10 protein-coding genes, 1 tRNA gene and 1 pseudogene are annotated in these 15,031 nt (G+C 38.7%); 7 read left to right on the plus strand and 5 right to left on the minus strand.

What is annotated here, in order from left to right; genetic code table 11:
• Positions 1 to 13: 13 nt before the first annotated feature.
• From B2X72_RS14355 to B2X72_RS14370, 4 genes are all read left to right on the plus strand, one after another.
• Positions 14 to 95 (plus strand) — tRNA-Leu (locus B2X72_RS14355).
• 68 nt (positions 96 to 163) lie between these two features.
• Positions 164 to 1,489, plus strand: coding sequence for a trigger factor (locus B2X72_RS14360; RefSeq protein ID WP_286850117.1), 1,326 nt, complete (start codon positions 164 to 166; stop codon positions 1,487 to 1,489).
• 179 nt (positions 1,490 to 1,668) lie between these two features.
• Entirely contained in the window at positions 1,669 to 1,851 is a 183-nt protein-coding gene (locus B2X72_RS14365; protein WP_286850120.1) for a hypothetical protein, read from the plus strand.
• Positions 1,848 to 2,756: an IS3 family transposase gene (locus tag B2X72_RS14370; protein ID WP_286850122.1), complete on the plus strand. Its 909-nt coding sequence runs from the start codon at positions 1,848 to 1,850 to the stop codon at positions 2,754 to 2,756. Before B2X72_RS14365 ends, B2X72_RS14370 begins: the two co-directional genes overlap by 4 nt.
• Positions 2,757 to 3,048: 292 nt before the next feature.
• Here the strand turns inward: B2X72_RS14370 and B2X72_RS14375 are convergent, their stop codons facing one another.
• Positions 3,049 to 7,428 carry a translocation/assembly module TamB domain-containing protein gene (locus tag B2X72_RS14375; protein ID WP_286850125.1) on the minus strand — a complete coding sequence of 1,460 codons (4,380 nt, stop codon included), beginning with the start codon at positions 7,426 to 7,428 and terminating at the stop codon, positions 3,049 to 3,051.
• Between the two features lie 52 nt (positions 7,429 to 7,480).
• On the opposite strand from B2X72_RS14375, the gene tsaD reads away from it, so the two are divergent.
• Complete coding sequence (gene tsaD, locus B2X72_RS14380; RefSeq protein ID WP_120335337.1) at positions 7,481 to 8,482, plus strand: tRNA (adenosine(37)-N6)-threonylcarbamoyltransferase complex transferase subunit TsaD; 1,002 nt, start codon at positions 7,481 to 7,483, stop codon at positions 8,480 to 8,482.
• Positions 8,483 to 8,551: 69 nt separating this feature from the next.
• Here the strand turns inward: tsaD and B2X72_RS14385 are convergent, their stop codons facing one another.
• Complete coding sequence (locus B2X72_RS14385) at positions 8,552 to 9,373, minus strand: hypothetical protein (protein WP_145328206.1); 822 nt, start codon at positions 9,371 to 9,373, stop codon at positions 8,552 to 8,554.
• 72 nt (positions 9,374 to 9,445) lie between these two features.
• On the opposite strand from B2X72_RS14385, the gene B2X72_RS14390 reads away from it, so the two are divergent.
• Both B2X72_RS14390 and B2X72_RS14395 read left to right on the plus strand, forming a co-directional pair.
• Positions 9,446 to 10,354 carry an energy transducer TonB gene (locus B2X72_RS14390; protein ID WP_075991275.1) on the plus strand — a complete coding sequence of 303 codons (909 nt, stop codon included), beginning with the start codon at positions 9,446 to 9,448 and terminating at the stop codon, positions 10,352 to 10,354.
• Positions 10,355 to 10,485: 131 nt separating this feature from the next.
• A complete protein-coding gene (locus B2X72_RS14395; protein ID WP_145328207.1) occupies positions 10,486 to 10,992 on the plus strand; it encodes a hypothetical protein in 507 nt (168 codons plus the stop codon).
• A gap of 188 nt (positions 10,993 to 11,180) precedes the next feature.
• Here the strand turns inward: B2X72_RS14395 and B2X72_RS14400 are convergent, their stop codons facing one another.
• The 3 genes and pseudogenes from B2X72_RS14400 to aspS all read right to left on the minus strand — a co-directional run.
• A complete protein-coding gene (locus B2X72_RS14400) occupies positions 11,181 to 12,317 on the minus strand; it encodes an acyltransferase (RefSeq protein WP_286752443.1) in 1,137 nt (378 codons plus the stop codon).
• Between the two features lie 72 nt (positions 12,318 to 12,389).
• Positions 12,390 to 13,778: a LutB/LldF family L-lactate oxidation iron-sulfur protein gene (locus B2X72_RS14405; RefSeq protein ID WP_070564924.1), complete on the minus strand. Its 1,389-nt coding sequence runs from the start codon at positions 13,776 to 13,778 to the stop codon at positions 12,390 to 12,392.
• Positions 13,779 to 13,874: 96 nt separating this feature from the next.
• Positions 13,875 to 15,031: pseudogene (aspS, locus tag B2X72_RS14410) on the minus strand (aspartate--tRNA ligase); the annotation flags it as partial.

Genomic DNA, 15,031 nt, shown 5'->3' on the forward strand with positions numbered 1-15,031 from the left:
AAGAAATCCTAATGCGGAAGTGGCGTAATTGGTAGCCGCACCAGACTTAGGATCTGGCGCCGCAAGGCGTGGGGGTTCGAGTCCCTTCTTCCGCACTTGATGTCCTCCCGAACTTAAAACCTCGGGAGGATTTTTTTATGAATGCGATATAGCTAAAAAGAGTATGAATATTTCACACGAGAATGTAGATGCAATCAATGCGGTAGTCAACGTCGCATTAGCACCTGAAGATTATAATCCTCAAGTCGACAAAGAGATTAAAGCGCAAGCTAAAAAAGCAAAATTACCAGGGTTCCGTCCAGGTCAAGTTCCAGTGGGACATATCAGACGTACTTATGGTAAATCTATTTTATTTGATGAGATCAATAAATTAGTGAATGAGAAAATCACCAATTATATTGCTGAAAATAAATTAGAAGTTTTAGGTCAACCACTTCCTTTGGAAGATGATGCACAATACAGCTGGGATTATAAAGACAATTTCAACTTCAAATATGAAATTGGTCTTGCTCCTGCTTTTGAATTACCTTTTACCGCTGAGACTGAATTTACTTCATACGAAATCAAAGCTGATGAAGAGACATTGGCAGATCGTATCAAGAACTTGCGTCGTAGCTATGGAAAAATGACTAATCCAGAAGTATCTGAAGAAGGTGATGTATTGTATGCAACATTGAAACAAGATAAAGAAGAAGGTCTAGAAAAAACAACTTCTATCCGTACAGATATCGTAGAAGATGCTAAGATCAAAAAATCATTAGTTGGTCTTAAAAAAGACGATGTTGTTAAGATTGATGTTAAAAAAGCATTCAAAACTGAAGATTTAGCACGTATCTTAGGGATCACTGAGGAAGAAGCAACTGCTTTAGACGTCACTAAATTTGAATTGACTGTTAAGAATATAAACCGCTTAGAAGAAGCTGATCTTAACCAAGAATTTTTCGATAAATTATTCGCAGAAGGTGAAGTAACAGAAGAAGCTCAATTCACAGAAAAAGTGAAAGAAGAAGTTGAGAATTTATTCAAACAAAATTCAGATCAAAGATTACGTAATGATATGTATACTTTTGGTATGGAGAAGGTTGATGTATCTTTCCCTGAAGAATTCTTGAAAAGATGGTTGAAAGCAACTAACCCAAGCATTTCTGAAGAAGAATTGAACGAAGGTTTTGCTGATTTCTTGAATAACTTGAAATGGACAATCATCGAAAATCGCGTTGTTACTGAAAATGGTCTGGAAGTTAAATATGATGAAGTTATCAATTTAGCAAAAGAACGTATCTACGCGCAAATTAAGATGTACAACATCAACGAAGAGCCTTCTGATGAGCAGTTGAACCAATTTGCAATTCAATTGTTGCAAGACAGAGAACAAGGTAATCGTTTGTTCGAAGAAGCTAAAGCTTTAAAAGTATTTGATCACTTGAAAGGTTTAGTGAAATTGAATGCTAATGACATTGAATACAAAGAATTCGAAAAATTAGCGTAAGCGATTTTTTAAATAAAAAGAAAGTCCCTCCGATCTATTTGGAGGGACTTTTTTATTTTCAGTGCAGCGCGTCGCGTGGTAGCAGCTTAGACGCTATTCGTCTTGTTGTTCAGATCATCCACAGATCGCCTTTGTAGACCGTTATATGGAGCTGAAATACAAAATCTGCTCAAAAGCCGATGAAGGAACCAAATGAAAGCTCAAAGATAAAGCTACTATCCAAACAAGTTTTAGAATTGCAGAAAGCCTTGGAGAAGGCCAACCTAAAAATAAATGGATTAGAAACGTTAATCCAGGTTAGCGAAGAAGAACTTAAAATCAAAATAAGAAAAAAGCCTGGTGCCAAACAGTCAAAAGAATGAGGCAGAGCTATCCCTATGTAAGTCTAGGGGATCTCTGTGCACTGTTTGGCGTAACGCGACAAGCTTATTACGACGCTATCCGACATGCTGAAAAAGCTACTATTGCTAATATGGTTGTGCTGACGCTGGTGAAAGAAATACGGACTCAGATGCCAATGTTGGGAACAAGAAAACTAATGTACGTGCTGGAACCAAAGTTAGTTGAACATGGTATTAAAATGGGGCGGGATCAACTTTTTGATTTACTTCGGTTCCATGGCCTGTTAATCAGACGTCGCAAGCGTATCGCACGTACAACAGATTCCAACCATGTTTTTAGAAGGTATCCAAACCTCATAAAGGAACTAATGATAACTGGCCCCGAGCAGCTGTGGGTAAGCGATATCACATATATTAGGACTTTGCATGGGTTTAGTTATCTCAGCTTGATTACGGATGCCTACTCAAGAATGATTGTCGGCTATTCATTGTATCCGACGTTAGAGGCGATTGGTTGCTTAAAGGCATTGGAAATGGCGATAACAGGTTGGAAGCATTTATCTCCGTTTTATCTCATCCATCATTCCGATCGAGGTATCCAGTATTGTTGCAATGAATATACAGAAATGCTCCGGCGTTATGGCATTGCGATTAGTATGACGCAGAGCGGTAGTCCTTACGATAACGCTCTAGCTGAACGCGTTAACGGTATTCTTAAAAATGAATTCTATCCTAAACGAGTATACCAAAATCATAAGGATGCGGCTAAAAACATTGATAAGATTATTAAAGTTTACAATTTGCAGCGCCCGCATAGCAGTTTGGATTTCCAAACTCCCAAAAATGCACATTCTAAAACTGGTGAAATAAAAAAGAGATGGAAGCAATATCCTAGAAAACCGGTGGCCATAACAGCGGAAGTTTAAATCAATATTTTAGATGTGAAAAGTACTTTGTATAATTGTAAAGGATTTTCAGGATTACCAAAAAATGCTGTAAGATCTATTTAGGACTAATGGTTAAATCTGTAAAGTTTTTTCAGGACGAGACAGGAATCGAGACGGACTCCCAGAATAGTGGCAATGCGGTTGGAATAGGAGTTGGGCTGCTTGAATTGAAAGAGGTCTGCTTGAGTTGGAATGGTCCACTTGAGTTGAACGAGCTCAGCCAGAATTGAAAAAAGACCTGTTGAAATAGCCAAGGGTCTAAACGAAAACGTTAATTGACTTTGCTTTTCTTTGTTTCAGCAGGAGTTGTCGTAGTCGTCTTCTTGCCAAAAGGGAATAGCCTTTTCAAGAACTCCGAGAAGGTGTTGAATTCCTGCCGATAGAGCAATCCGAAAGCACTAATATATTCGCCGTCATTGGGGCTAAGAAGAAAGTTACGTGTATTTAGGCGATTGGAAGCACGTAGGACCAAGCGTCCATCTTTTCTTAAATAAAACATAGCCTCGGCATCGGTTGAGACCCGATCTGAAAATACATTCAAATCCGTTAGAGCCTGACTTCTACGGTCGGAGATACCTCCTGTCAAAACAAGCCTATCGTTGAACAAGCGAAGTGAGGCGGAGGCATCATTTAAGGATTTGATATTAATATCAAAGAAATTGATGTTAAGCGATTGGGCTATGATGTTGTTGATCTGGTTGAACGCTATTTCAGTTCCCGCAGATAACAAGGTATTGTTTACTTCTTTACCGAAGTCTGTCTGTGTGCCAGGTGTAAAACTTCGTCTCACGATTAGGCTAAGCGCTTGTTGATTGACATTGTTGGCATCTGAAAAGTATCCTTGTAGCTCATCCTTAACCCCGGGGTTTTGTGGAAAGTTGATATCAAACGTGATTTCCGGCTGACTTAACTGTCCTTTCAGGATCATGTCGGCCTGTGCCAATACGCGCTCGGGGTTTTCTTCCCGGCCTGCGGCATTATACAAAGGCGCTAAGCTTGTTCTTTGTTGGTAGATGGCATTGATATTAATATTCGCTTCGGTTGGGTTTCCTGCCCATCGCACTGTTCCGCCCTCTTTGAGATCAAAAATCTTATTGATGTAATCTTGGGCGGTGAAATTGAATTTTCCGCTGTTTATGATAAAATCCCCAAACATTTCAAAATCTCCCAATGAAGATATCCGCATGTTGAGATTGCTGTTTCCCCTTCCTGATAATTCGCCCATGCTGGAGAATAGATTTATTTCTGCATTCGGGTTGATCAAGAGGTCCATATTCATCGTCAGACCGTTGAAATCTCGTTTTTTAGCGCTTTTCTTCGTTTTGGTCGAGTCTTTCTCAATAAAGTAGATAAAGTCGGTATCTGAGATTGTACTGGCGCTATTGAAAGGGATATTGATAACTGTATTTTCTTCGGATTTAGCACGGATATTGATGTTCATGGCCGAAGTTAATCCTTTAAACTGAAAGGTGCCCGAAGCGTAAGCAGTGCCATAATATACATTATTGTCCTTTATAGTGGTATTTAATACCATAAAATTCTTCGTTTCTGCAGTTACATCGATATCTGGATCACTCAATTTGTTGAGATCTACAACGCCATCAATGGTTGCTACATTGTTTTTGGGATCGTATACTTTTAGCCCTGTCAGAAAAATTCGGTTATTGGTAACCGCAATTTCGTCAGAAAGGCGGTAGGGTGTTTTGAGGTAATTGATGACCATCGAAGCATTATCCAATTTTCCGGAACCTGTAATTTTGGGGTTCAGGATATCGCCTTCGATATCGAGGTCTGCATTGACCTTGCCCTGAATATTGGATACCAGGCTTCGTAAAAAGGGCTGGAAAACAAACACATCTGTGTTTACGAGTTTAGCTTTGAGATTAAGCTTATTGTTTTCACTTAAATGGTTATAGGAACCTTGTAACTGAATTAATTTATTTCCTTCCTCTATCTTGCTGTCTAGTTTTACCAGTTGATTCTCGGGGTCGTAGTTGGCACTTAGGGCTAGTGAGCCGATGGGAATATTGTTATAGAGGATAGGTGAAGTTTTTATATTGGCGACAATAAAGGGTGCTTTGAATACGGAATTAACTTCAATATTTCCGTTTAAATTTCCGGAGAGATTGATGCCATGGGGCTTAGTAATACCATTTAAAGATGTAAGATTAAAGTCCTGAAATTTGAGATTGATCTGATCACTGACTTCATTCGACAGGATACCATCGATGTGGACTTTTTGTTCGTCATGACTCAGTGTCAGTTTTTCAAAGTACCATTTTCCTTTCGATATTTTCAATTGTGCATCATTATTGACAAGCCATCGCTCTCTATTGATTAAGATATTCGATGGGTAGAAATTGATATAGGCAGGTTTGGCATGGGCAAAGCGTATGACGCCATTAAGATCCAGACTATTGCTTGCTTCAAGTTCCGACATTTTGATGTTAAATTGTAAACTGTCGTTTGCCAAGGTGTTTGAAATATTGACGTTTTTGATATAGGTACTGTCGGTAAAATTTATGCGATCGATGGAGGTCTGCAATTCCATATTCTTCAAATTGGCATTTTGATCGACAATCAGGTGAGTTAGCCGAATACCATTGTACTTGAATTCGGGTGCGTAAAAATTAAAACTAGCCGTTTGTTTTTCGCTTTCAAATTTTGCATTGAGCGTTGCTCCGCTGTCTAATGCGATATCCTTTCGAAAGAATGTTGCGATCGGCTTAAAAGAAGTGATATTAATATTCAGGTCAAAGTCCTGGCGATTAAAAATGTTGTTTTCAAACCCGATTGCGGGAGCGTAGCGCATGGCTAAAGCTTTAAAATAAGGAACAATTGTATTGAGGTCTATTCTTCCTTTGAGATCAATGTGTCCGATAGCTGACTGCAAGGTAAGGGAGCGTGCATTTTCATCTCCTTCGGCAAGGAAATTGATGTCGCGGATGACGAATTGGCCCTTAGAGGAAGTGAAATTGATACTGTCTGATTTAAATTCACCGGTAATATTATTGATGTTGTCCCCAATTAAACTGGTGTGGAATTTCGTGTTAATAATGTTGATGGAATCTCCCTGAAAGAAGTTGAGTTTTTTTAGATTAGCTTGTTGGATATCAGCATCCAGGTGATAGTTGGGTTTGACAGACCAATCGATATCTGTGGTAAACTGTAGTTTTAAATTTGGATCATATATTTGCCCTGAAGCAAGAATTAATTGTTTATCTGTATTTCCTTCAATTTGTATATGTTGATAACTGTAATTCTTGTAATTGAAATTACTGAGATCTCCTTTTATCTTTAGGCTCATTTTCTTAGGATCGGTACCTGTTCCGTCAACCTGTAAATTGAAGCCTGTTGCTCCCAGATCTTTTAATTTTGTTATCGTACCTACATCGAACTTTTTAGATTGAAAATTGCCCGCATATTTTATTTCCTTCTGGATATCCAGTAAGGCATCAGCCTCCACATTCCCGATCGCAGTCGTGAAAACTCCCTTTGTCTTAAATTTATTGTATAATCCATTTAGGCTGCCTTTGAATGAAAATTTGTCGAAGATCTGGACAATTTCAGGAAGTTTGAAATTTTTTAGATTTCCGAGATCTGTAATAACAGCATTTAAGTCTTTGTGCTCAGAAGAAATTGCTATACTGGGAACAATAAATTTAGTTTTGTCGATATCTGGTAGACCGATAATCTGAAGGTCACCTGCTAAACTCGTTTTTTTTCCGATTGTTAAATCGACCTGTGATGCGTTGATGGAAGATACAGTTCCTTCTAGATTTGCCCGCTTGATATTGACGTCAAATTTGACTTGGTGCATAGGCGAGGAAAAGAAAGCAATATCCTCAGAGTGAATACGGGAGTCCCGTGCACGAAGTTTTACATGAACTTTATTGATAAAGTCCGAAAAATCGTCAAAGCTGTTGTAGCTGAGTTTGATGTAATTTTTGAATGTAGAACGATTGGTGGCTAGCATAAGCTCACTGAGTTCGATGCTTGTATTGCTTACCTTCGTTTGGGCAAGAAGGCCTTTGATCTCTAAACCCTTCTTTTCGCGAAGATTGAATGTCTTGATGTTCGCTGAAATTTGATTAGAATCGATTTTTATCTTATCAAAATGGGCGTTAAGTTTGGAAATCCCTAAATCTCCAAAGTCGACCACTTTATTGTAATGTTTGCGTCTATGGTTAACATAGTTAAACGCATTGTTCTTAATAACAATTTCCTTTATATCGAAGATGATTTTTTTTGAACTTTTCTTTTTTTCTTTCTTAGGCGGGTTAAAATAACGAATTAAGAATGACATATTTGAGCTATCCTGGAATTGCTCAAAAGTAGCTTGGGTATCCTCAATGGTTAGTTTGTTGATCACAATCTTGTTCAGTTCAATGAACTGAGAAAGGTTGACGTTGGCTTCTAACCTTCCTGATTTTAATATTTCTTTTCCCTCTGGACTATAGAGTTGAAAATCTTCTACTACAATAGATTTAAAAGGTTTGAAATAGATGCTTTTGAGGTTTATTTTAGTGTTTAGTTCGTTGGATAAATAGTCTACAGCTTTTTGTGCAACATAATTTTGTACCGGTTTCAACTGTAGTGATAACGCCAATGCAAGCAGTATAATGAATATACTACCAAGGACTATTGACACTATTTTAATTATTTTTTTGATACTTTTGTATTAAAATTTATTACCTCAAGCTATGGCTATTATTTTAGGGATTGAATCCTCTTGTGATGAAACCTCCGCTTCTATCTGTATTAACGGTGAAATTCATTCAAATGTTATTGCAACTCAGGCAATCCACGCAAAATATGGTGGAGTGATTCCCGAGCTCGCTTCACGTGCTCATCAACAAAATATTATTCCAACAGTGGAAGAAGCCATTCGTCAAGCAAAAGTAAGCAAAAATCAAATAGATGCAGTGAGTTTTACGCGGGGACCCGGATTATTAGGTGCACTTTTGGTGGGAACATCTTTTGCAAAATCATTTGCACTTGCACAGAATATCCCTTTAATTGATATAAACCATATGCAGGCGCATATCCTGGCTCATTTTATTGAGGATCCGAAGCCTAGTTTTCCGTTTTTATGTCTTACTGTTTCTGGTGGTCATACGCAAATTGTGTTGGTGAAAGATTATTTTGAAATGGAACTTTTGGGAGAAACATTGGATGACGCGGCAGGGGAGGCTTTTGATAAAACAGCTAAAATCCTGAATCTTCCTTATCCCGGTGGACCGCTCATCGATAAATTTGCAAAAGAAGGTAATCCGGCAGCTTATCGGCTTCCTGAACCACAGATCCCTGGTTTAAATTTTAGCTTTTCAGGATTGAAGACCGCGATATTATATTTGGTCCAAGATCAATTGAAGCAGAACCCGGATTTTCTGACCCACAATATGGCCGACTTATGTGCTAGCGTGCAATCCCGTATTGTATCAATCCTGCTGAATAAATTAAAGAAAGCGGCAAAAGAGACAGGGGTAAAGGATATTGCCATTGCAGGTGGCGTTTCGGCTAATTCTGGCCTGAGACAGAGCTTAATTGAAATGGGGGAAAAATACAAATGGCGGGTCTTCATACCAAAATTTGAATACTGTACGGATAATGCAGCGATGATTGCCATTGCGGGCTATCATAAATTTCTAAAGAAAGATTTTGTAGGTCAGGACGTCGCTCCTATGGCTAGGATGCACCTGTAGCAACTATTGAAATCTTGAGTTTCCCCGGGCACTGTCCTTTTGTACTGGGGAAACTTAAAATTCTTTATTTTATAAAGGGGAACTATACCCATAGGCCTGTGCCATAGAGGTAAATAAGTTTTTCTTCGGCTGGTAAAAGTTCAGTTCATACCCCTCAGCACCCCAAAAGATACTGATAAAACTAATTCCTTGCTCAGAACGCAATACTGTTAGTATCTGAAAAGCCTCGTTGTCAAACTGACCGCCATCATCAACACGCCAAGTGCTGATATCATCGTATAAAGCCGGGAAATCCAAATTGATCAGCTGTTCGTCCTTTGCGTAGGAAAATACAGCTAAAGCAGAATCTTGTTGATTTTCAAATACCGTAAGATTAAACTCGGACTGATCACTGAGGATGGCAACTGTCGTACTTTTATTAATCTTCCTATTGTATTTCTTCTCAAGCTGCTCCTTAATCGCTGAAGATGTTTCTTTTTGAACTTTTGTAAACTGCTCAATTTTGTACTGATCTAAAAAAGCCTTGTTGACAAGCATGCCAAATTCGCCTGATTTAATTGCGTCACTAATTTTAAATAACGAACCTTCACTATTCGCGAAGTTCTGCGCGGTCTGTCTTCCGTTACTCTCTTTGTTATCCATTTTATTCTGAACAAACTCAAGGGGGCTAACTTGGTTTTCCACAATGACATAATTATATTTTTCCGGACCCTCCATTGCTTGATCCATAGGAAGAGCGATTAGTGAGTCCTTTTGCTGGTTTAAAAAACCAAAATATGGCGAAATTGTCTCTTCCTTATTTTCATGCTTAATTGCAGTCTTGGATTGATTTTGATTGTTACCACAAGCATATAATGTAAGTAGAAAAATAGCTGAAAAAAGTGACTTCATAAGTATTTTGAATTTTTTTGTGAAATATAAGGCTTTCGCTCATCATAATGAAAAGATTTAAACTTTAATGTTATGATGAACTCTAAATTGAATATCTACCGCAAAGAATGGCTGGACGTTATTTTTGCTGGTCGTAACAAAATGTATGGTGCTTACGAGTTGCGAAATCTCTCTGATAAAGCAACAAATGTGGGTTTGGGAATTGTTGTTTCTTTTGCAGTTTTGCTGATCGCAGGATCCTATGCATATAATAAATATTTTAAGCAAACTGTTCCGCCCGTGATTTATACAGTACAAGATATTGGACCCGACATGCTGGAAGAAATTCAAAAGAAGGTAGAGGAGAAAGAAGAGGTTCCTGAAGAACCTGTCATGATGAAGGAGAAAGCCCCGCAGCAGGTTGCCCAAGATGTATCCAAATTTGATCTGGTTAGAATGCCTGATATAAAAGTGGCGAAAGCAAATCAAGTTACGGAAGAACTTGTGAGTCAGGATGAGTTGAAAAATCCCAATACAATGACCTCAAGGATCACATTAAAAGCAAGTCCATCGGGAACATATATTGCGCGTGGTGAATTTGGTTCTTCAAAAAGAGACGGTGATATTACTGGTTCTAAAGATGGTTCATTATCCGGAGGCGGAACTGATGATAATTCTAACAGTACATTTACATCAGTAGAAATTATGCCAACACCTGTAGGGGGACTGCCTGCCTTTATGAAGTGGATCGCCGAGAATTATAACTTTCCACAACAGGCTTTGGATCAAGGGGTGTCTGGTGTTATAGAGGTTTCTTTTGTCGTTGAAAAAGATGGATCACTAACAGATATTGCTGTTAAACGTGATATGAAATTTGGTACGGGAGATGCTGCTATAAACTTATTGAAGAAAGCGAAAAAATGGAAACCAGGGGTGCAAAATGGACTTAAAGTGCGTGTAGCGTATACATTACCGATCCGTTTAAGTGCTGTCTCACAATAAATGCTTCTTAACTTTATTTAACAGATCATCAATTAAACTTTCGATAGCCAAGAGCACTCTTACTGATAAATAAGCTGAAAAAGAGTACTTATTAAAAAGAATGATTGTTGGTTTTATAAAAAAATAAAGAAATGAAAAAGTTGATGTTAAGTTTGGCGTTATCTGGATTGATGTTAGCCGGTTTCGCTCAAGAAAAAAAAGATGTTAAACCAGAAATGAAAGAAATGCAAACTTCCGTGCATAAACATAAAATGGGAAGAATGCGCGATGGTTTTAAAAATAAAACTCCAGAGGAAGTTGCTAAGATGAAAACTGATCGCATGGATCAAAAATTGAAATTTACAGATAAACAGCGTAAAGATATCTATGCCTTTAATTTGAAGCAAGCAAAAGACCATCAAAAAATGGCTGCTGAACGTCAGGAACATCGATCAAAAATGAAAAAACAACGTGTGGCAGAGCATGAAAAAATGATGGGAATGTTAACTCCAGAGCAACAAAAAACGTTAAAGGATTCCTACGCTGAAAATCGTAAAATGCACAAAGAACATTGGAAAAAAGACAGACAGCTAAAAAGAAAAGACTTTAAAAAAGGTGAAGTAACTAAAACAAATGAGGCAGACGTAAAAGCATCATAAAAATTAAACAAGGATAGTTTTCATATTAAATATTGGTGAGTGTTAGTAGAGGAGGGAACCGTTGGTTCCCTCTTTCTTATTATGTAAGCTCATGCTTAATACCTAAGCTCATCATTTGTTCGACGTGTTTTGTCTAGCTCAAAGGTTACACGATTGCAAAACGCTTCGGTATCCCCATCAGGATGCGCTTATTTGATAAACCTTCTTGTTATTGAATTACTATCCATCAGCTTGGTGATCAGGAAACTTAAGCTAAAACCTAAGAGCGCTATGGAGAAAATTTTCAATGTGGCTGGAAGAGTAGGAATAGGCAAGAAGATGTCTGTCAATGCTTGAACAATGATAAAATGCGCTAAGTAAATACCAAACGTGGCTGATGAAAGACGTTTTATCCATTTAGATTCGGGTATCTTCAGCTTTTGAACGACAAGAAAAAGAGCAATGGTCATGAACGCTACGTTGATATTACAGAAATACCAGATAACCTCGAGATTGGCATAATTTCCTGGATAGTACTTTTGAGTCGCCAAGAAGCCAAAAAATGTGGCTAAAAATCCAACGATAAATAAAGGTAAGGCAATCGCTATGGTCTTGGTGATAGACCATTGAAAAGGATAGTTGACCAGATAATAAGCCAACACAATGTAACCCAGAAAACCTGAAAAATAGTAGAAGGTGCCAAATTCATTCCAGTTACAGACTCCCCAGATCCCCATTTGGTCATAGTTGCCCGCATATCCCAATGTTGGAGCTATCATTTTTATGTATGGAATGAGGAGTGTGACTATCCAGAATGCAAGAAAATATTGAATGTCTTTTTTTGTTGCCTGATTCAACCAGCTGCCAATGATAGGTATGATGAGGTATAAACCAATTAACATGTACATGTACCAAAGAGGGGTAGTATCGTAGTTAAAATTAAAGATTGCTGTATAAATTTTTGTAATCGTTGCTTGCATCGTAAAATTATTCATATCGATCAAAGCACTGGGACTACTTTTAATAAAGTTCAGGTATACAAAAAAAGCTATTGGCAATACAATTGACCAAAAGATAAGTGGGACAATTATTCTTCCGATTCTCTTTTTATAAAAGGTAGCCAGATCGGTTTTAACGGGAAATAGGAGGATACCTGACATCATCGCAAATAAGGGGACACAGGCGCGAACAATACTTCCCCAGAACACACCTTGGTGAAAGGTGCTGCTGTTGTCAAATGTTCCGACAAAGGCGTCGCAGCTATGGGATATGAGTACCATAAAGCAGGCAAGAATACGTAAGAAATCAATCCAGGGAAGATAAGTTTTTGTATTTTCAGAAGTCATTTGTATTGAGGTTTGGGAGCGAAGCTAACAAAAAAAGTGGCATTAGTTTGATCGTCTAATGCCACTTTTTTGTTATTCTTTATTTTTTTGATGTTCTTTCCATTGTTTAGAGAAAGATTTGTCTGCCAATTTGGGTAGTTCCCGTTGATCTCCCCAGGTTTTCTGAAAGAGTTTTTTGAGGAAGAAATTTTTGAATTTCCCGCCAAAAAAATCAATTAGTTTTCTTCGCATTATCCCATAGGTGAACCACTGCCATACTTTTTGTTCCGTTTTTGTTGCCAGCCCCTGATCGACTGAATCTTTTCTGTTGACGAGAAGCATGCGCTGTATGTCAATACCAACAGGGCAGACCTCAGTACATTTTCCACAGAGCGTGGAAGCGTAGCTTAGGTGTTTAAATTCCTTCATACCATTCAAATGTGGCGATATGAGCGATCCAATTGGTCCCTGATATGTCGTTTCATAGGTATGTCCACCGATGTTCTGGTAGATTGGACATACATTCAAACAGGCGCCACAACGGATGCAGTACAAACCCTGACGTTGTTCTTTTTGCGCTAAGAGCTTGCTGCGGCCATTGTCAAGCAGTATAACATACATTTCTTCGGGGCCATCTGATTCATAAGGCTGTTTTGGCCCAGTGAGTAGCGTGTTGTATACTGTTAGATTTTGACCCGTGCCATGTGTGGATAGGAGTGGCCAAAAGACTTCTAAATCTTGTACGTTGGGAATGATTTTTTCTATTCCAACGACGGCGATATGTGTTTTGGGGAAGGTCGATGTCAATCGGGCGTTTCCTTCATTTTCGGTAATTGCTATACTTCCAGTTTCGGCAATTAAGAAATTGGCTCCGGTAATCCCAATTTCTGCCGATAGGTAGCGATCTCGAAGTAATTCACGGGCCTTCATTGTAAGTTGCTCCGCAGATGCATCTAGCGGTGTGTCAAATTTCTCGTGAAAAAGCTTGGCGATATCTTCCAGGCTCAAATGCATGGCCGGCGTAACAAAATGATAAGGTTTTTGATCCAGCAGCTGAATGATATATTCGCCAAGATCAGTTTCTATGGCTTCAATGTTTTTGGAGGCCAGAAAATGATTAAGCTCGATCTCTTCTGTCGCCATCGATTTTGACTTTACGACAGATTTTGCTTTTTTACGCGCAATGATCGAATAGATTTCGTCCAAGGCTTCCGTAGCATCATTGGCCCAGATTACTTTTCCGCCTCGAGCCGTGAAGTTTGCTTCAAATTGCAACAAATAGCGATCGAGATTTTCCATGACCTTCCATTTGATCAGGTTCGCTTTTATCTTGCTATTTTCAAGGTCCGCAAATTTGCTCTTGCCTTTTTCGAAAGCCATGCTGTATTTGTCGATATTGTAATTGATAATATCGCGGTGTTTGGTGTCAAATGCTTTTTGCGCACTTTCCTTAATAAACGTATTAGCGGTACTCTCTGCCATCTAATCTGCTAATTTTTCACAAAAAAAGTTGGTAAAAATTACCAACTTTTAAATATACTGTTAATAAATTGTTTCTCGAAAATCGAGTTAAATAATTTATGCTTTTATCGCAATATTTAAGCTTAGCTCGTCCAGCTGCTCTTGGTGAATGGTTGACGGTGCGTCAATCATAACATCTCTTCCCGAGTTGTTTTTTGGGAAGGCAATGACGTCACGGATAGAATCTAAACCTGCCAATAAGGATACTAGACGGTCAAAACCAAAAGCCAATCCGCCATGTGGAGGAGCACCGAAGGTAAAGGCCTCCATAAGGAATCCAAATTGTTTTTTTGCTTCTTCAGGACTGAATCCTAAATGTTTGAACATGAGCGATTGAAGCTCTCTATCATGGATACGGATTGATCCACCACCTACTTCTACACCGTTTAAAACAAAGTCATAGGCATTTGCCCTTACTTCTCCGGGATTGGTATCTAAAAGCGGTATATCTTCCGGTTTTGGTGAAGTGAATGGGTGGTGCATTGCATGGAAACGGCCACTTTCTTCGTCCCATTCCAATAGTGGGAAATCAACGACCCATAATGGAGCAAAGGTTTCTTTGTTGCGGAAACCAAGTTGTGACGCAACTTCAAGGCGTAATTCATTGAGTTGTTTGCGAACTTTGTCTGTTCCACCAGCCATAATTAACAATAAGTCGCCAGGTTTCGCGTGGAACGCTTCTGCAATTGCCGACAGTTGTTCTGGCGTGAAAAATTTATCAACGGNNATATACCAAGCCCGTTGCACCAATCTGTGGACGTTTGATAAAATCGGTCAAAGCATCCAGTTGTTTTCTGGTATAATGTGCACAATTTTCCGCATTGATACCAACCACTAACTCTGCTGCATCAAATACAGGGAAACCTTTTCCTTTGGCAACCTCGTTTAGTTCAACAAACTGCATTCCGAAACGGATATCCGGTTTGTCTGATCCGTAAAGGCGCATCGCATCTGCGTAAGTCATACGCGGAACATTGCCTAAGTCGATACCTTTGATTGTTTTGAAGATATGTTTTGCAAGTCCTTCAAAGATATTTAATACATCTTCCTGTTCTACAAAAGACATTTCACAGTCTATTTGCGTGAATTCTGGTTGGCGGTCTGCACGCAAATCTTCATCACGAAAACATTTTACAATTTGAAAATAGCGATCAAATCCTGAAACCATCAATAATTGTTTGAAGGTCTGTGGGGATTGTGGTAACGCATAAAAT

The sequence above is a fragment of the Sphingobacterium sp. UBA7253 genome, from assembly GCF_002472745.1.
In the GTDB taxonomy this organism is placed as follows: Bacteria; Bacteroidota; Bacteroidia; order Sphingobacteriales; family Sphingobacteriaceae; genus Sphingobacterium; species Sphingobacterium siyangense.

Coding starts and splice junctions, on each gene's coding strand:
- B2X72_RS14400 (WP_286752443.1), bottom strand. CDS start 12,317: ATGACTTCTGAAAATACAAAAACTTATCTTCCCTGGATTGATTTCTTA.
- B2X72_RS14365 (WP_286850120.1), top strand. CDS start 1,669: ATGAAGGAACCAAATGAAAGCTCAAAGATAAAGCTACTATCCAAACAA.
- B2X72_RS14385 (WP_145328206.1), bottom strand. CDS start 9,373: ATGAAGTCACTTTTTTCAGCTATTTTTCTACTTACATTATATGCTTGT.
- B2X72_RS14395 (WP_145328207.1), top strand. CDS start 10,486: ATGAAAAAGTTGATGTTAAGTTTGGCGTTATCTGGATTGATGTTAGCC.
- B2X72_RS14405 (WP_070564924.1), bottom strand. CDS start 13,778: ATGGCAGAGAGTACCGCTAATACGTTTATTAAGGAAAGTGCGCAAAAA.
- B2X72_RS14360 (WP_286850117.1), top strand. CDS start 164: ATGAATATTTCACACGAGAATGTAGATGCAATCAATGCGGTAGTCAAC.
- B2X72_RS14390 (WP_075991275.1), top strand. CDS start 9,446: ATGATGAACTCTAAATTGAATATCTACCGCAAAGAATGGCTGGACGTT.
- tsaD (WP_120335337.1), top strand. CDS start 7,481: ATGGCTATTATTTTAGGGATTGAATCCTCTTGTGATGAAACCTCCGCT.
- B2X72_RS14370 (WP_286850122.1), top strand. CDS start 1,848: ATGAGGCAGAGCTATCCCTATGTAAGTCTAGGGGATCTCTGTGCACTG.